This window comes from Caballeronia sp. AZ7_KS35 (genome assembly GCF_023631045.1).
Taxonomy (GTDB): domain Bacteria; phylum Pseudomonadota; class Gammaproteobacteria; order Burkholderiales; family Burkholderiaceae; genus Caballeronia; species Caballeronia zhejiangensis.
The window spans coordinates 274259-292005 of the sequence record NZ_JALQDV010000048.1; the positions used below are offsets into that span (position 1 = coordinate 274259).

The window sequence follows — 17747 nt, forward strand, 5'->3', positions numbered from 1 at the left end:
TCGCAGACAATCTCGCAGATTTACACCCTGGAGGCCGAGCGTAGAAATGCCAGATATGTCGACGAGAACTCGATCAGGCCGACGACCCCATGTCGATGAACTGTGGCGGTGACTGCTGGGGTTGCATTGGCGAGGTTGAGGCTGAACTGGGCTATGCCCAATCTGTCAATCAAGTCCGAGACGAACACGTTCGCGGACTTCGCTCGGGATGGATAGACGCTGCGAAGCAGTGACTATCACTAATCCTGTTCGGGTCACTGTCGGCCAGCTGCGGTCGTAGCACCATTGTATTGAGGAGCCGCTCGGATGGCTCATGACGTCCTCCGAGCGGCCACTACATCAAGCCAAAAGAAGCCGATGTCTCGCGCGTCAATGGTGCAGGACGCCCGGCCGGATGGGTTGATGCTCGGAGCTCATCATCGACTTGTACTCTAGGGACGTTATGCGCAAAACGCACTTGAACGTCACCGCAAATGAATTTGCATCGGCGTACCCGTCCGACTTGCGAGATCCAACCAGAAAGCGAAGTGAACCGCACCGGGAATCGTGGAGGCCGGTTGGGTTAAGTTAATGCGGGCATATCAGCGGCACTTCGGAGTTGCCTGTAGTAGTGTGCCTCAGCCTCAGCGGGAGGGATATAGCCGAGTGGTTCCATCAGCCGACAGTTGTTGTCCCAGGCGACCCATTCCAGGGTTGCGAGTTCGACAGATTCGCGTGTCGGCGGATTCAACCGGTCGTCGCAACACCTTTAATCGAGGAGGTGTTGCGTGGTGCGAAGTGCAAAGCAGGTGTATCGGTTGACGGGTCGAGCAGCGATGTACTCGCCAGGCGCCCCATCACTTGGACATGAGATTGAGCGTCGGTTTTGGCAACAGATCGCCACCGGCATTACCAGCGAGAAGGCGGCGCAGGCGGTAGGCGCATCACAAGCGGTGGGCTCGCGCTGGTTCCGCTATCGTGGCGGCATGCCACTATTCATGTCGAAACCTATTGCTGGTCGATACTTGTCGTTCGCTGAGCGAGAAGAGATAGCATTGCTCTCTGTCCAGGGGTTCGGGGTGCGCGAGATCGCCCGCCGTACATGATCGCGCATCAGCGAACGGTCCGGTCAAGTTTTCTGAACATGGTGGCCGTGTAATCGGTGTATTGATAGAAGGCGGCCCAGCCAGCGATTTGCCGGTTCAGGCTTTCCATCAGGTCCATCCGGTTCATGCCATAGTTGCCCGACAGTTGCTTGACTAACCGCTCGGCGAAACCCCGGTACTTCTCCCACGGGATGGTCGTCACCGGCCGCATGCGGCCGCGTGGTCCACGCTTGCGGATGATGCGGTGACCGAGGAAGACGAAGCCGTCGTTCACGTGTGCGATATGGGTCTTCTCCATATTCACCGTGAGCCTCAGTTCGCCTTCGAGGAACCCATGGCATGCTTCGCGCACTGCCTCGGCATGTTCGCGTGTTCCCTTGACCACGATCACAAAGTCATCTGCATACCGACAGTAGGCGATAGCCGGTTTCCACTGCCGGTTTTCTCGAACAGTAATCGGACGCTGCTTGAGAATCGCGAAGTTCCACGCCCTTCGATCTTTCCGCACCTTCTTGCTCAGATAGTTCCTTTCCATCCACGCATCGAATTCGTGCAGCATGATGTTGGATAACAGGGGCGAGATGACACCGCCCTGGGAAACACCTTCACTCGCGGCACGAAACAGATCACGATCAACGCAATCCGCCTTGATGAACTTCCAGAGCAGAGCAAGGAAACGCTGGTCGGCAATTCGCCTGCGGATTCCCTTCAGAAGAAGACGATGATGAACGGTGTCGAAGTAGCTGGCGAGGTCGCCCTCGATGACCCAGCGTCCGGCGACGCTTTGTTCACCACTGTCCTGCAACTGAAGCTTCCTTGACCTCGCGCTCCAGGGCCTTCAGCCGTTCGCGTTCGTCAGTCGTCACGCCATCGCGCTCGCCTTGGTCAACCTGATCGCGCTTGATCCATTCGTGCAGCGTCTGCGGCGTACACCCGATCATCGGCGCAATCCACTCGACCGCTGCCCACATCGACGGATGTTCGCTACGCTGCTCGCGCACTAAACGTACTGCACGCTCGCGAACCTCTGGGGAAAACTTGGTTGCCTTCTTGTTCATGGCTCCATTGTCTCAAGAGTGGGAGCCTCCACAAAATCCGGTGCGGTTCACTCCCTCGCTTGGACTCGTTTCCAGCTAATCGAGAAGTGGGCGTTTGGAAACGCGCCTATGCATTGAGTGTGCAAACTCATTGAACGCGTCCGACGCATTTTTTCAATGACTCGCTCCAGACACGTATGTAATGTCAACGCATTCGTTGTGCGCTGCGGAGTGACCATTCTCACTTACACGTTGCCGGGTCTGCTTCACACGCGGCGAGCCGAGTTTGTTGCGCACTCAAGTCGGCCTGAGCCTTCACTGCGTCGGCCTGCTCGGCCGTGGTGGACCGCCTAAACGGAGTCAGTACGTCGGTTACACCGGTAAGCGCGGCAGTGGTGCCCGAATTTTTCACGTACTGGATGGTAGAAATAGCGCCAGAGTCGGCCAGCATCAGAACAAACTGCTGCGTGCCAAATGCGGGAGACTTCGGGATATGCAGTGCGTAATCGCGATCCGAATGGTTTTCGCTTGGAAGAATGACATCCCGCAAGCCAACCGTTTGCTTGTTCTCGAACGGCCCCCATCGCAGTTCGATTAGAACGTGGACCATACGAGGCAACCGAATTTCCCCGCCGGACTGCGCCCGGTCGGTGACTGGCTGAACCACCTCAGCAGCATGAATGACGAGTGTAGGGGCAATGTACTTGCCGAGTGATGAGCTTTGAATAAGCGCATTAGTGCCGAAGCTGCCGGCGTCCGGCTCCATCACGCTTGATTCCTCCGAACGGGAGTGCACGAGCTCATTGAACTTCAGATTCTGCCTGGTATACGTAATCTTCACCGGTTTTGCTGATTCCTTAAAGGAACACCAACTAGCTTTTTGTCTAGCGCGAAGCCCGACGACAGAACCGCCCAATGTCACGGCTTGCTTGATGATTTCGGACCCCTCGCCCGTTTGTTTCGCGTTTATCGTTTTGAGCCTCGCATCATCCGTCAGCGTGACCGTCACATCCGTGTCGGAAAAAGTACCGCTAAGCATCGTCAAATCAAGAGGTCGCGGGGCAGTGAAATGCGCAGAATAGTCTGTTTTGACGGTTAGAAGTGTCGTGACCTGCACGTCCTTTGTCTTGCTGCAGAGGATAGTCTGAGACGCGGTAATAGCGGTGTTGGACTTGGGAAGGTAGTACGTCACCGTCGCTTTGGGCATCTGAGCGCAGCCCGTCTGCAGTGCGAGAAGTGAGGCCGTGCATGCGAGCTTTATGTTCATTTTTGCCCACTCCAGCCCAGAGACTTGCGGTGTACATGCAGACCTGGAGTAGCGTAAGCGATGGCACTCCGCCGCTTGTGTTGCTTCCCGCACGAAGCGACGCCGACTAAAAGCTTAAAACATCGCGCTTTCGTCCGTTATATCCTAAATAACCCGCTCCGAATCCGGCCTAAAAACATCGCCGCACAAACGTCGCTGTCGCGCAACAGCCGCCTGCATTCTTTTCCGTTAGCGTAACCCGTCAGCAGCTGGAAACGAGCGCGGGACGAGCATTCTTCTTCCCGCAGTTGCATGAGCCTGGCGCACGCGGCCTGTCCGACTTCACCGACATGGCCGAACTGGGAGTGACGATCGCTGGCGTGCCATTCGAACACCGGCTGTACCACTTCGTGCTCGCGTTCTCGCGCTGGGAATACGCTAATGTCGTTGAAGGCGGCGAGAGCTTCGAAGCACTGTCCATGGGATTGCAAAATGCACTATGGCAGGCCGGGGGATGTCCGCGCGAGCATCGCACCGACAGTCTGTCGGCGGCGTTCAGAAACCTCGCGGATAAAGACGACTTCACAGTGCGCTATGCGGCGCTGCTCGAGCACTACGGCATGAACGGGACGCGCAACAATCGCGGCCTGGGCCACGAGGACGGTAGCGTGGAGTCATCGCATCGCTATTTAAAGGAAGCTGTCGACCAGGCCTTGATGTTGCGCGGCCATCGGGACTTCGTTGATCGTGCGGCCTATGATGAGTTTCTGCGCGAGGTCGTCATGCGTCGCAACCGGCGTAACGCAGCGGCGTTCCGCCTTGAGCGCGAACAGCTCATGGATCTCCCGTTAAGGCGCACGACCGACTTCGTCGAGGAAGAAGCGCGCGTTACACGCTGCAGCACCTTCACCATACGCGGCATTCTGTACAGCGCGCCGTCGCGCCTGATCGGTCATCGTCTGAAGGTGCGCGTGTATGGTGACCGGCTCGACTGCTATCTGTCAGGCGCGCTGGTGCATAGCACCTCGCGAGGTTCGCGTGCCGGCGACAACCGCCGCGCACTTGATTACCGACACTTCATTGAGAGCCTCAAACGCAAGCCGCAGGCATTCAAGGGGCTTGCGTTTCGAGACGAGCTGTTTCCGCGCGAGGCCTATCGCCGGACCTGGGAACAGCTGGAGGCGAGACTGACGCAACGCGAGGCGTGCAAAGTCATCGTTGGATTGCTTGAACTCGCCGCGCTCGTTCGCGTCGAGGCCGTGCTGGCCGCGCGCCTCAACGCGTTGCTGGTTGACGGCAAGCTGCCTGATCTGAAGGCTCTACGCGAGGAGTTCGCGCCGCGTCACGCCGATTGCCCAAATGTCAATGTCGAGATGCCACCCGCAAGCAGCTATGACGACCTGCTCGACAAGGAGGTCGCATGAGCACGCATGCTTACGATGCCGGCCGTCTTGCCTTGATGCTCAATGAACTGCGCCTGCCGACCATCGCCCGCCTTTTGCCCGAGTTTGCGGAGCGCTCCGACAAGGAAGGCTGGCAGGCCACACGCTTGATCGGCGCATTGCTCGAACACGAACTGGCCGAGCGGGCCAAACGGCGCATTGAACGACATCGTGCCGAGTCGCATCTGGACCCGACCAAGACGCTTGCGACCTTCGACTTCAGCATGGTGCCGATGGTTTCAAAGGCACACGTCATGGCGCTCGCGACCGGCGATTCGTGGCTTGAGAAAGGTGCCACGGCGCTCCTGTTTGGTCCGCCTGGGGCCGGCAAGAGTCATCTAGGTTCGGCCATCGGACACGCGTTGATTGACGCCGGCTACCGGGTGCTGTTCACGCGTACGAGCGAACTCGTACAGAAGCTGCAGGCTGCGCGCCAGAGCCTGCAGTTGCCTTCAGCTCTTGCCAAGCTCGACCGCTTCGACCTGATCATCCTCGACGACCTGTCGTACGCCCGTAAGGACCAGGCCGAAACAAGCGTCCTGTTCGAGCTGATCGCCGAAAGATACGAGCGCCGCAGCCTTCTGATCACGGCCAACCAGCCCTTCTCGGGATGGAATAACGTGTTTCCGGATCCCGGCATGACTGTCGCTGCGATCGACCGACTCGTTCACCATTCGACGATCTTCGAGATGAACGTCGAAAGCTACCGTCGTCGCGCAGCCAGCGACAAACAGAACAACCGGCGCCGACAATCATCCAGCGACAAACATCAACAAGGAGCGACAACCATGACCGGATAACGACCGACAATCATCCCGGTCGACCGGCCAAGATGGTTATATGAACGCCCCCAATGCGCCAGGTCTTCTTGCGTGTTGCATCGACAGGATAGGTTGCAGCTTTATATGCGGCCTCATGCAGCCTCATACGCTGCGGGCCCCGATGAAATCCGCTGACTCGCTCCTCATTTGTCGCACGAGCTACGCGCTCAAACTATCTTTCAGGCTTAGCGAGTTCAGGTCCGACCTGTCTTGTCATCACGCTCGATTGCCAACGCAACCTTTCGACGTCATCCTGCAAGCTTCAATCTTCCATACGGTTCTACTGATCAAGCCGGTCGTGCACTGACATGCCCCTGGTTGTACGGCGTGCCATGTGCGAGAACTGCCCAGATTGTTCGGGCAATCTTGTTGGCAAGTGCTACGGTCACCACGTTGGATGGTCGCCGTTTCTGCAACTGCTCAGCCCACGATCCGGTGTGCTTGCCATGGAAGAGCACGCTGCGCGCTCCGTGGATCAGTAACGTCCGCACATACGTGTCCCCGCGCCGGCTGATGCCCAATAGCTGGATCTTCCCGCCTGTGCCGATCTGCTTTGGCACGAGACCGAGCCACGCGGCAAACTCCCGTCCGGACCTGAACGCCTTCGCGTCACCCATCGTCGCAACAGTGGCCGTCGCCGTCAGCAGGCCAACGCCGGGGATCGCGGCGATTGCCTTGCATGCCTTGTCCTCCTTCATCCAACTCTGCAAACGTCGTTCAATGTCAGCGACCTGTTTGTCGAGTCGATCAAGGTCATTCCAAAGGTCGCGTAACGAGTCGATCAGCATCGCCGGCAGACGCTCGGCGAGCTTCGCCAGCACCCCGGGAATCGCTTTATCCAGCGCGGCGCGACTCTTGGCCATCACCTCGCCGTATTCTGTCAGCAAGCCCCGCAGACTGTTCATCTGCATCGTGCGGAACTTGATCTTCTGTTGCCGCAACCGATGCAGCGCCAAAACGGCCTGCTGGGCTTCGGTCTTCACAGCGACGGGCTTGCTCGGCATCTGCGTGGCCATCCAGATAGCACGAGCATCGGCAGGATCGTTCTTGTTGCCGATGTTGAAAGCCTTGACGAACTTCGCCGGCATCAGCTTGACCTGATCGCCCATCTCCATCAATCGCCGTGCCCAATGCTGGGCACCGCCGCAAGCCTCCATTCCGATGAGGCAAGGCTCGCGATTCGCAAAATGCTCGAGGAATGCGGCGCGCTTCAGTTGCTTGTTCACAATCTCGCCCGTGCCGGCATCCACCCAGTGAAGCTGGAAGACGTTCTTCGCGATGTCCACCCCGACCGTCGTATACTTCATTTCGGACCCTCCGGTTAGCCTGTGAAGACCTCAATGATCTTCCATTTGGGCACTTTGATGCCGTCGGCCCGTGAGGGTCCACCTTCTCGGCGTCACCCATCTGGTAGGTGGGGGCGTTCATTCCATTTGTCGGTAAACCGGCCGTGCTGCTTGACGCTGTCCAGCCGTGGGCGGGACACAAGAGTTTCGTGCCCAAGACAAAGTCGGATGACGATTCGCCGTCTGAGGGCGGAGGCGGCTCGCAAGAGAACTGGCGCGGCGAGAAACGCAGCAACGACACGCATGAATCCAGCACGGACACTCAGGCGCGACTGTTTCGCAAGAGTCGTGGCACGGGCGCGGTGCTTTGCTACATGGGTCACGTGCTGACCGATAACCGGCATGGTCTCGTGGTGAACGCACAGGTCACGCAGGCCAACGGTACGGCCGAACGCGACGCGGCCGCGCAGATGCTTGCGGATGCTGCGCGATTTGCCGGTAAGACCATAACAGTCGGTGCCGACAAGAACTACGATACGGCCGGATTCGTGGCGACGTGCCGCGAGAACAAGGTGACACCGCACATGGCGCAAAACGATGCACGCGCGGGCGGTTCCGCGATTGACGCTCGAACCACACGATGGCCCGGCTATGCAATCAGTCAGTGCAAACGCAAACGCATCGAGCAGGTGTTCGGATGGGGCAAGACCGTTGGCAGGATTCGGCAGGCGATGTATCGAGGTCTGAAGCGAGTCGACCAGCTCTTCGTGCTCACTCAGGCGGCGTACAACCTCACTCGCATGCGAACGCTTGCTGCCAGGACAGCTTGAAAGAGTAAGCGAGAAGGAAAGCGGCATCGGCAGCACCTGAATCAAGGAAAAGTCGGCGTCAATTCATCTGGAACACTGCATCGCGCAAGCTCTTCCGAATAATCGAGTGCGCGTTCATTAAGGGGTATTTCAACGGCCTGCTAGGTGCTTTGACGGTCGATTATGGTGAAGCCAGTATCGATCTTGACGTGCACAGGCTGATGCCCGGCTGCCGAGCTTTGCGCAAAGCGCGACAGTAATGATTCGGCCGCTTTCACGCCGATGACGGCGCCTTCGACTCGCACTGTCGAAAGAGAAGGATAGATGTGCGCGGCAGAGCTTAGATCCCCGAAGCCCATCACAGCAATCTGCTCAGGTACGCTCATTTTCCGACTGGCTGCTTCGGCAAGCACCCCCTGCGCGAGCGTATCGGAACTGCATACGACGATTTCCGGCGGCGTCTCATCGAACAGACGGGCCGCGCCTTCGCGCCCCGCTTGCACGGTGGCCGGTGCAGGGAGGATCGCGAACGTAGCTTTGCCAATGCCGTGTTTCGCGAGTTCGGCGATCAGGCTCCTGCAGCGGCGCAAACCTCGCGGATCATCGATGGAAACGACGCCGAAGCGCTTGTAACCTTTCGCGAGAAGGTGCCGCGCGACTTGCTTGCCTACTTCTTCGTGCGAGAAGCCAATGACGGTGTCGATCGGTTTGTTGGTGAGATCCCAGATTTCGACGACCGGAATCTTGGCTTTGGCGAGCCGCTCGACTGTCGCCTTGGTATGGCTTGTACCGGCGAGCACGATCCCATCAGGCCGCCTGCCGAGAATCGCTTCGACTAAGGCTTCTTCGCGAGCTGTCGAGTAAGCGGTGAGACCCAAAAGCGTCTGATAACCCGACGCGGTCAATTTGTCGACGAGCGACTGCACGGTCTCCGCAAAGATAGAACTTGCGATGGTCGGCAACAGGATGGCGACCAGCCGGCTTTTGCTGCTGGCCAGTCCGCCCGCAAGCATGTTGGGCACGTACCCGGTGGCCTGGACCGCTTCACGCACTTTCTTCTGGGTGTCGCTACGAACGAGTTCCGGCCGATGAAGGGCACGGGAGACTGTCATCGGCGCAACGCCCGCCACCCTTGCCACATCGATAAGCGTCACGCTCTGGAGCACGCCCGCTTCGGTCGTTTGCCGGTTATCGCTTTTCTTGGCCATTTCAGAGTACTGGATCTAACGATTAGTGCGCAACAGCATTAGACCACGAACCGCATCGAACCCATGCGGAAACGCAAGCAGGCCCATGCCGCAAGGGTAAACGACAATGGTTGCGCAATCATTAGGCGTCAGCTGCGCGCACCGTCTGGCTGCGAGTTGCTGACAGCAATTGTTCGCGCTCGAGCGCGCTCAAATATTCGCTGGTACAACGCAAAGCGGATCAAGGTCTCCCTAGGCTCCCTGAGCCCGCTCGAGTACCGGCAGAGTCTTGGAATTGCGGCATAAATCAGTCCAAGAATTTAGCCGCACCCCCAAATGAAGCGCGCCACCTTCCGCACACGCGGGGCGACGTCCGGCTCGCGTTCCGAAACGTGCCTCATGCCGAGCCGCTCGCAATCAACCGGTTCCTCGCTGAGTACGCCAGCTACAAGAATGTCGGGGCTCACTGCTCCTCATCCGCAGCAGCAGGCTCGGGCTTGCACGCGCAGCTATACGCGGACTTCCCCCAATTGAAGAGCCGCGAAGTCTTTCCGATGCCCGGATTGAACGCGTTGGTCGGATCGAGTTCTTCGTAAAACGCACTGAGGGCCTCACTCGCCTTGTAAAGATGGCCGACATTGTGCTCGGCGGGATACTCGGCGCCGCGCGCATCGAGCAGCGCAAGAATGTCATCCTTGATGCGGTCGCAGTCGACGCCTTTCTTGACGAGATATTCCTGATGCAGCACGTGGCAGAAGAAATGGCCGCAATACATTGCGAGCTCGATGTCTTTCGTGATGTGCGACGGAAGCCGTTCGAACCAGTCGGTCGCGTTGCGCGGCAGCGCGATGTCGAGGGCGACGATATCTTCTACCGTCCTCGGATGAACGGCCCGATATCGAACCATTGCGCCACCGACGGCAAAGCGATTGAGAAACGCTGCCTTGCCTTCTTCTTCCGTGCACTCGAAGAAGTCGCCCTGTTTCGTTGGGAATCGGGATTTCAGGTAGGCGCGCGCCTCGTGCACGCCTTCGTTGCCCATCTTCAACAACAGATGGTGTTCGAATCGGTCGCGATAATCGATCAGCCGGCGAGGCAGATGCTCGGGCAGTAGCCGGCTCAATCCCTGCAATAGCCGATCGCTGACGGCATTGCCCAGGCCCGCCTTTTCGGTGATGCCGTCGAATCGGCTCTTCGCCGCAAACGCGCGCGGCACCTTGTCGGTGCCGAAGGCCTGTATGTACAGGAACATATCCTTGCCGTAGCGGCGGCTGATATCGAACGCGCCGCGGTGCATGTACTCGCCCGCGATCGGCAGGCTGGCGAAGCCGCCCAGAATGTCACGGCGTATCGTTTCCAATTCGGCCGGATCATTGCTGCCGAGATAGAACACCTGCGTATGTTCGTCCGCCGGAAAGGTATCGAGCCGCAGCGCAAAGACGGCAAGGTGTCCGGCCGAACCCGACGCTTCGTAGAGCCGGCGCGGATCGGCATTAAAACGCGCGGGCGTGGACGCGGTGATGTCACGGACATGCGTGCTGTACTCGCGGTCTGACGCCAGTAGCCCGGTGGCCGCCGGAATATCGTCGGGCAAGTCGTCCGCGTCGAGCCGGCCGAGGATGGCTTCGGCGGACTCACCGAGATCGATGCCCAGATGATTGACGAGTTGGAGTTCGCCGTCGGCCGTGATTCGCGCGTGGATCGACAACTGGGTGAACGCGGGGCCCCGGCGGATCAGCGAGCCGCCCGAGTTGTTGCAGACGCCGCCAGTCACCGAAGCGCCGATACAACTGGAGCCGATGACCGAGTGCGGTTCGCGCTTGAGCGGTTGCAGTTGCTTTTCCAGCTGATCTAGCGTCACGCCCGGCTGACAGATCACCTGCTCGCCGTTGCGAATCAGGTGGAGCCGCCGTAGACGCATAGCGTTGATGACGATAACCGGACGATCGTAGCCTTCGTCAGCCGGTGTCGATCCGCCCGTCAGCCCGGTATTGGCGGCCTGGCAGATGACAATGACGCCCGCGCGATGGCAGGCCTGCAGCGCACGCCAGAACTCGAGGAGCGTTCCGGGCTGAACGGCGGCGACGATCTGACCGCCGCCATAGCGATAACCCTGACGAAACCGTCGCGTTTCCGTAGCGCCCGTGAAGACGAACTTGCTGCCAACGATGTCGCCGAGCGACTGGATGAGTGCTTGCATAGTGGAAGATTCGATCTTGTGACGGTCTGCTGCGCCTTCACGCCAAGGCCGTGAATGAACCGATGGTCAAGACGGAGCACTACGCTCCCGCGTTCCCATCAATCTTGCTCGCGCGGATGTATGAGTCTTCCGTGCTGCGAATATGTGCACGCAGTTCCGTGCACGCCTTGCGCACGTTCCCGTCACGGATCAGACGCATGATTTCGGCATGCATGTCGTCACACGTGCCAACGGGCTTGTCGCCGACTGCAAGCCGCGCGCGCAACGCCTGAATCTTATCGGCAACGAGTTGATAGGCGGACTGCAGATATGCGTTGCCGCAGCATTCGAGAATCGCCCCGTGGAATTGAGCATCTTGCTTGCGATGGCGGCTGTCATCGTCGAGACTTTCTTCGCGGCCTATTTTCAGCGCCGCTGTCAGACGTTGTGCAAGCTCATCGGCGTCAAGGCGCATAGCCAGCTCGAGAGCCGACAGTTCGATGATCTCGCGAAAACGACAAATCTCGCGAACCTGATCCTCCGTCGGCTTGAACACCAACGTGCCGGACTGCGGAAGGATCTCGACCAGCCCTTCCAGCTTGAGTTGCAGCAGCGCCTCGCGCACCGGCGTTTTGCTGAATCCGAGCTTGAGCGCCAGCGCACTCTCGGACAACTGACTGCCGAACGGCAGTTCGCCATCGACGATCGCGTTGCGGATCATGTCCTTCGCGATGGCAGTCAATGACTTCGGGCGCTCCACCAGCTTTTCGATCTTCATGTTCAAGGGGCATCGACTATTGGTCGTATGACCGGGGCGGTGCTTGTTTCAAAGCACGGGCAGTTTTTAGGGATATTAGCACGCGCCGCTTGCACGCCCAAGAATTGATATCTAAGATATCAGTTAACGATCGGCGGCAGACGCGCGGCCGGGTCGTCCGAAGAAGATGAAGTCAACCGGAGGAGACACATGCGTAGCTTTCGCAATATCAGACACACGCTGGCGGGCGCCTTGGTCATAACGAGCGGGACGGTTTTCGCGGCGGCATCGTCACCGAACGTGGCACCCAGCGCGCCGCATATGGAAGTGGTGGCCGAGTGGAATCGCTTGCCTTATGACCTTGGCGACGCGCAAGCCGAACAGGCTTACGACAGCAACCAGACGTACAAGAAGGTGCTGCTGCAAGGCGTGAAAGTCGACTCGAAGGGCACGATGTACGTCAGCACCGCGCGCTGGGGCGGTCCTGACGTGCCCGCAACGCTGTCGAAGCTTGTTCACAAGAACGGCCGCTGGGAACTGCAGCCCTTCCCGAGCGCTGCAATGAACAAGGTCGGCGACCGTCAGGCGTTGCAATCCGTGCTTGGCTTCGAGATCGATCGGAATGACGTGATGTGGATTCTCGACCAGGGGCACATTGCCGGACAGCCATCGGCACAAGGTGCGGAGAAACTCGTTCTGTGGGACCTGAAGGCAGACCGCGAAATTCAGCGCTACGAGTTCAACGACGCCGACTCCGATAAGAAGTGCTCGTTCCTGAATGATGTCGTTGTCGATAACGATCGCGGCTTCGCGTATATCACCGACTCGGGAATCTTCTGCGACCATCTGCACGGCGGACTCATCGTGTATGACCAGAAGCACAATCGCGCGCACCGCGTGCTCGATCAGACCGTCTTCACGACCGACGAAGCCGACTTCCATTTCCGCATCGATAATGAGGCGGTGCTCAGCAAGACACCGATGCGCACAGGCGCCGACGGTATTGCGCTGTCGGGTGACAAGCGCACGCTTTACTGGACCAACTTGTCTGGCCATACGCTGTATTCGCTCGATACCGCGTTGCTGCGCGACTTTGATTCCAGCGAATCGACACTACGCACCGCCGTCAAAAGAGTCGCGTCGTTGCCCTCGAACACCGACGGCATGATCGCCGACCGCAAGGGCAACCTTTACATGACGGCGCTCGAATTGAATGGTCTCATGTTCCGCGACGCAAAGACAGGCGCCATCTCAACCTACGCGATCCATCCCGAGATGGCGTGGCCCGATACGCTCAGCTGGAGTCCGGACGGGTCGCTTTACGTCGTGTCGGGGCATCTGAACAAATGGGTCGACAACGCAATGGATTTCGATAACCCGGCCGTGCCGAATTTCCGTATCTGGAAGGTGCAGGCGAACGGCCGCAGTTATACCGCGAAGTAGACGGCGAGCAGGACTCACTCGATTGACACCCGATGCATTTTCCCGGAATGCAGCGTCAAACGACCGATTAGGTGTACTACAAACGAAAGGAGCATGACATGGAACTGGCAGAGTTGATCAAGGGTTTCGAGAGTGTGGCGACGGCCTCCGTTGCCGATGCGGTGGATCAGATCGCAGGCGTTCGCGGGTACATGGATGAGTCGATCAAGCCGCGTATCAACGACAAGAAGATCGTCGGGCCCGCAGTGACGATCCTAGAAGCTCCGACGCACGAGAAAGTGCCGCCGCAGCACGCGCTCGACGCGATCGACGAATCGCCCGCCGGTAGCGTGATTGTGATCGGCATCTACGGCGAGACGAACGTCGCGGTGTGGGGCGGGCTGATGACCGCGGGCGCGGTGGCGAACCAGCACGTCGGCGCGATTCTCGACGGCGGCGTACGCGATCTGACGGAAATCCGCCGCGACTACGACTTCCCGATCTATTCGCGGTCCGTGTCGCCAGGCACGACGGTCGGCCGTTTCACGACACTCGCGGCGAACGTGCCCGTCGAGTGTGGAAGCGTGAAGGTGCATCCGGGCGACATTATCGTGGCTGATATCGATGGCGTCGTTGTCGTGCCGCGCGTGCATGCGGAAGCGGTACTGAAGCTCTCGCAGGAAATCGATGAGCGCGAACTCGAACAGGCACGTCTCATCATCGGCGAGAAGTCGTTGCGCAAGGGACTGGCGAAGTATGGCCGCATCTGACATGGCAGCGGAAATCGTCGCGATTGGCGAGCCGATGATCGAGTTCAATCAGACGCAGGCCAATGCCCGCGACTACTTGCAGGGTTTCGGCGGCGACACATCGAACTTTTGCGTAGCGGCAGCGCGACAGGGCGGAAAGGTGGGCTACATCACACGTCTGGGAGATGATGCCTTCGGTCGCAGCTTCCTCGATCTATGGCGCAGCGAAGGCGTCGATACGAGCGGCGTCGCGACGGATCGAGAGGCGCATACCGGTGTGTACTTTGTCACGCACGACGAGCGCGGCCATGCGTTCAGCTATCTGCGCCGGGGATCGGCGGCGAGCCGTCTCTCGCCCGCGAACTTGCCACTGGACGTAATCGGCCGCGCGCGTTATCTCCACGTATCCGGCATCAGCCAGGCCATCAGCGAGAGCGCATGCGACGCGGTTCTTGCGGCCCTCGAGCATGCGAAGCGCGAAGGCATCGCGGTGACGTTCGATTTGAACGTGCGGCTGAAGCTCTGGCCGCTCGCGCGTGCGAGGGCGATCATCGATGCAACGGTGCGTTACGCCGACTACCTGCTGCCGAGTCTCGAAGACGCGCAAACGCTCACGGGTCTTTCCGATCCCGAAACGATCGTCCGGCACTATCTCGCGCTCGGTCCGCGAACCGTTTGCCTGAAGCTGGGCGGCGATGGAGTTCTCGTCGCCCAAGGGGAATCGCGCGTGCGCATCGAAGGGCACAAGGTCGATGTCGTCGATGCAACGGGCGCGGGCGATTGCTTCGACGGTGCGTTCGTCGCGCGTCTGGCGGCTGGCGACAGCGCCGAAGCCGCAGCGCGCTATGCGAACGCCGCTGCCGCGCTGTCGACGCAAGGCTATGGCGCGGTTGAGCCGATTCCGCGCCCCCACGACGTGCGGGCCATGCAGTCCGCGAGCTGATGCGGTGCTAGCCGGTCATTGCGTCTGCGCCGTGGCCGGCTTCTTCGATCAATAACACATCACCGATTCCGCCACAGGGCAGGCGAGGGGACATGTCATGAACGACCATAACGACAATCTTGCACTCGAAAAGCGCACGATGAGAAAGGTGACGCGACGGCTCTTGCCGTTTCTGATCCTGCTGTATTTTTTTGCATTCCTGGATCGGGTCAATGTCGGCTTCGCCGCGCTGACGATGAATAAGGACATCGGCCTGTCGTCGTATGCGTACGGCTGGGCGGCGGGCATCTTCTTTATCGGTTATTTCATCTTCGAAGTACCGAGCAACCTTGCGCTCGCTAAAACCGGCGCGCGCGTATGGCTCGCGCGCATTCTCATCAGTTGGGGCCTCATCTCGGCATGCGGTGCATTCGTCACCGGCCCCACAAGCTTCATGATTCTGCGCTTCGTTCTCGGGGCGGCGGAGGCAGGCTTTTTTCCTGGGGTGATCTTGTATCTCACCTTCTGGTTTCCGTCGCGGTATAGGGCGCAGGTCGTGGGACTTTTCATGCTCGCCAACCCGATCTCGACCGCGCTCGGCTCGCTCGTGTCGAGCTTCATTTTGCGCATGGACGGCCTGTTCGGTATCGCGGGATGGCAATGGCTCTTTGTGATTGAAGGCCTGCCGTCGGTGCTGCTCGGTTTCGTGACGCTGCGCTTTCTTGCCGATTCGCCGCGTCAGGCCGTCTGGCTCGACGACGACGAGCGCCGCTGGCTCGATGCGCGTATAGCTGGTGAAGCCGCCGAACGCGAACTTCATCACAAGGCGAGCGCTTTGCAAACGCTCGCGAATCCGCGCGTGTTGCTGCTCGGTGCGATCTACTTTCTGATCGTCACCGCGAACAATGGGCTCGTACTGTGGCAGCCGCAGATCATGAGGATGCTCGGTGTGGCCGATGAATGGATTGGCCCGGCAAACGCAGTGCCGTTCGTCATCGGCGCATTGACGATGGTCGTGTGGTCGCGCGCCGCCGACCGGCGCGGCAAGTACCGCCTGGATCTCGCATGTGCCTGCGTGGTCGCGGCACTGGGCCTGGCCCTTGCCGCCACTTCCTCTTCGTTGCCAGCGATTTTCCTCGGACTGACGATCGCCGCAATCGGCGGTTATGGCGCGTTGCCCTCGTTCTGGGCGTTGCCGACAACCTTCCTCGGTGGCACGGCGGCAGCGGCCGGTATCGCGCTGGCGAATTCCATCGGCAATCTTGGCGGCTTCGCGGGTCCGTATCTGCTGGGGTATGTACGTTCGACGACTTCCGGATATGCGGTGGGGCTCGGCATCCTGGCGGCCGCTGCGCTGCTCGCGGCGATCGTTACGCTGCTCTCGGGCCGTTCGCGCGAACGTCGGCAGGCATCGGGAATAGGCACGGACCCTGTCGAAGGCCGGCGCACGAACTGACAAGGGGACGACATGAACAACAGCGCTTCAAGCTTGGGCAAACCGGTGCCGCGTCGCCGCTGGTGGATCGGCATTTTCATCGGCATCGGCATTCTGGTGAATTACATCGATCGCGTGACGCTCTCGGTCGCCGCGCCGCAACTGAGCGAAGCCTTCAACCTGACGCCAGGCGATATCGGCATTCTGTTCAGCGCGTTCTCGTGGGCTTACGCGCTCCTGCAAATTCCGGCCGGGGTCGTCCTCGATCGTTACGGCGTGACGCGCGTGGGCCGCTGGGGGGCGTTTCTGTGGGCGGTGTCGTCAGTGATCACGGCGCTGGCGAGCGGCTTCGGCGGACTCGTCGCGGCGCGCTTTCTGCTCGGCGTCGCCGAAGCGCCCGGACTCGCCGCGAGTTCGAAGGCCACGGGCTACTGGTTTCCGCGCGGCGAACGCGCGCTTGCGACATCGATCTTCGACGCGTCCGCAAAATTCGCCAATGTGATCGGCGTGCCGCTGATCGCTTTCGTCGTCGTCACGTTCGGCTGGCGCTGGGGCTTCTGGGTATCGGCGATGCTGAGTCTCGCGTATTTCGCGGGCTTCTGCATCGTCTATCGCGATCCGTCGAAGGACGCGCGGCTCTCTCGCGAAGAGTTAGCGTACATCCAGCGGGGCGGCGCGACGCCGGAGGGACAATCGGCGTCGAGCACGGCCGGCATGCTGAGCTATCTGCTGACCAACCGGAAAGTCTGGGGGCTGACGATCGGCTATTCCGCATACGACTACGCGTTCTACCTGTTCCTGACATGGCTGCCGAGCTATCTCGTGACGACCATGCACATGAGCGTCTTGCACTCCGCGGGTTACGCGATGATTCCCTGGGCATGGGCGACGTTCACCGATGTATTCGTCGGCGGCTGGATCATCGACCGCATGATCGCCCGTGGTCACGACGAAAGCCGTGTACGCAAGGCGGTGCTGATCTTCGGCATGATCTGCGCGCTCGGCATTCTCGGCGTGATCGGTACGAGCGACCCGCGCTGGGCGATCGCGTGGATCTCGATTTCGCTCGGCGGACTTGCCATCGCGGGCGCGGTGACGTGGTCGATTCCTTCGCTCATCGCGCCGCGCGGCGGCGTCGGCACGGTCTCCGGCATCATGAACTGCGTCGGCAACGTAATGGGAGCGGTGGCGCCTGCGTTAACTGGCTTCATCGTGAGCGCAACCCATTCGTTCGAGAACGCGTTCTGGGTCGCGGGCATGGTGATCTTCGTGGGGATCCTGTCGATCGTCTTCGTGCTGGGTCGCATCGAGCCGATTCCCAGTCCGCCAGACGAGCGCGGGCAGGCCGCGGGTGCCGCGACTTGACGAAG

Annotated in this window: 12 protein-coding genes and 6 pseudogenes; 10 read left to right on the top strand and 8 right to left on the bottom strand. The window is 59.9% G+C overall.

The features are described 5' to 3' along the window. Positions 1-562: 562 nt before the first annotated feature. A pseudogene (locus NCT05_RS30815) lies at positions 563-718 on the bottom strand (IS3 family transposase); the annotation flags it as partial. A 70-nt stretch (positions 719-788) separates the two neighbouring features. Here NCT05_RS30815 and NCT05_RS30820 point away from each other — a divergent pair. Further along, a pseudogene (locus tag NCT05_RS30820) lies at positions 789-1079 on the top strand (helix-turn-helix domain-containing protein); the annotation flags it as partial. Between the two features lie 13 nt (positions 1080-1092). Here NCT05_RS30820 and NCT05_RS30825 read toward each other — a convergent pair. From NCT05_RS30825 to NCT05_RS30835, 3 genes and pseudogenes are all read right to left on the bottom strand, one after another. Continuing rightward, a complete protein-coding gene (locus tag NCT05_RS30825; protein WP_250437701.1) occupies positions 1093-1890 on the bottom strand; it encodes a reverse transcriptase domain-containing protein in 798 nt (265 codons plus the stop codon). Then, a pseudogene (locus tag NCT05_RS30830) lies at positions 1880-2143 on the bottom strand (transposase); the annotation flags it as partial. The gene NCT05_RS30825 and the pseudogene NCT05_RS30830, both read right to left, overlap by 11 nt. 220 nt (positions 2144-2363) lie before the next feature. Next, positions 2364-3389 carry a hypothetical protein gene (locus NCT05_RS30835; RefSeq protein WP_250503928.1) on the bottom strand — a complete coding sequence of 342 codons (1026 nt, stop codon included), beginning with the start codon at positions 3387-3389 and terminating at the stop codon, positions 2364-2366. 266 nt (positions 3390-3655) lie between these two features. Here NCT05_RS30835 and NCT05_RS30840 point away from each other — a divergent pair. Together NCT05_RS30840 and istB are read left to right on the top strand one after the other, a co-directional pair. Continuing rightward, a pseudogene (locus NCT05_RS30840) lies at positions 3656-4792 on the top strand (Mu transposase domain-containing protein); the annotation flags it as partial. Next, positions 4789-5610, top strand: coding sequence for an IS21-like element helper ATPase IstB (istB, locus tag NCT05_RS30845; protein WP_250437703.1), 822 nt, complete (start codon positions 4789-4791; stop codon positions 5608-5610). The pseudogene NCT05_RS30840 and the gene istB, both read left to right, overlap by 4 nt. 308 nt (positions 5611-5918) lie before the next feature. On the opposite strand, the gene NCT05_RS30850 is transcribed toward istB, so the two are convergent. Further along, on the bottom strand, positions 5919-6938 hold the full coding sequence (locus NCT05_RS30850) for an IS110 family RNA-guided transposase (protein ID WP_250437704.1): 1020 nt from the start codon (positions 6936-6938) through the stop codon (positions 5919-5921). A 158-nt stretch (positions 6939-7096) separates the two neighbouring features. On the opposite strand from NCT05_RS30850, the pseudogene NCT05_RS30855 reads away from it, so the two are divergent. Continuing rightward, positions 7097-7747: pseudogene (locus NCT05_RS30855) on the top strand (transposase); the annotation flags it as partial. 140 nt (positions 7748-7887) lie between these two features. Here NCT05_RS30855 and NCT05_RS30860 read toward each other — a convergent pair. After that, a complete protein-coding gene (locus tag NCT05_RS30860) occupies positions 7888-8934 on the bottom strand; it encodes a LacI family DNA-binding transcriptional regulator (protein ID WP_250503929.1) in 1047 nt (348 codons plus the stop codon). Positions 8935-9126: 192 nt separating this feature from the next. Between NCT05_RS30860 and NCT05_RS30865 the strand changes: the two are divergent. Then, positions 9127-9219 (top strand): annotated as a pseudogene (locus NCT05_RS30865) (IS3 family transposase); the annotation flags it as partial. A gap of 157 nt (positions 9220-9376) precedes the next feature. On the opposite strand, the gene dld reads toward NCT05_RS30865, so the two are convergent. Both dld and NCT05_RS30875 read right to left on the bottom strand, forming a co-directional pair. Continuing rightward, complete coding sequence (gene dld / locus NCT05_RS30870; protein WP_250503930.1) at positions 9377-11113, bottom strand: D-lactate dehydrogenase; 1737 nt, start codon at positions 11111-11113, stop codon at positions 9377-9379. Positions 11114-11192: 79 nt separating this feature from the next. Continuing rightward, a complete protein-coding gene (locus NCT05_RS30875; RefSeq protein ID WP_250437197.1) occupies positions 11193-11870 on the bottom strand; it encodes a GntR family transcriptional regulator in 678 nt (225 codons plus the stop codon). Between the two features lie 279 nt (positions 11871-12149). Here NCT05_RS30875 and NCT05_RS30880 point away from each other — a divergent pair, with 279 nt between their 5' ends. The 5 genes from NCT05_RS30880 to NCT05_RS30900 all read left to right on the top strand — a co-directional run bounded on the left by NCT05_RS30880 (position 12150) and on the right by NCT05_RS30900 (position 17742). Then, on the top strand, positions 12150-13292 hold the full coding sequence (locus tag NCT05_RS30880; protein ID WP_250437199.1) for an L-dopachrome tautomerase-related protein: 1143 nt from the start codon (positions 12150-12152) through the stop codon (positions 13290-13292). Between the two features lie 98 nt (positions 13293-13390). Next, positions 13391-14041 carry an RraA family protein gene (locus tag NCT05_RS30885; RefSeq protein WP_250437200.1) on the top strand — a complete coding sequence of 217 codons (651 nt, stop codon included), beginning with the start codon at positions 13391-13393 and terminating at the stop codon, positions 14039-14041. Further along, positions 14028-14963: a sugar kinase gene (locus NCT05_RS30890; RefSeq protein ID WP_409017238.1), complete on the top strand. Its 936-nt coding sequence runs from the start codon at positions 14028-14030 to the stop codon at positions 14961-14963. Before NCT05_RS30885 ends, NCT05_RS30890 begins: the two co-directional genes overlap by 14 nt. Before the next feature lie 97 nt (positions 14964-15060). Further along, positions 15061-16398: an MFS transporter gene (locus NCT05_RS30895; RefSeq protein WP_250437201.1), complete on the top strand. Its 1338-nt coding sequence runs from the start codon at positions 15061-15063 to the stop codon at positions 16396-16398. A gap of 12 nt (positions 16399-16410) precedes the next feature. After that, a complete protein-coding gene (locus NCT05_RS30900; protein WP_250503931.1) occupies positions 16411-17742 on the top strand; it encodes an MFS transporter in 1332 nt (443 codons plus the stop codon). Positions 17743-17747 lie beyond the last annotated feature (5 nt).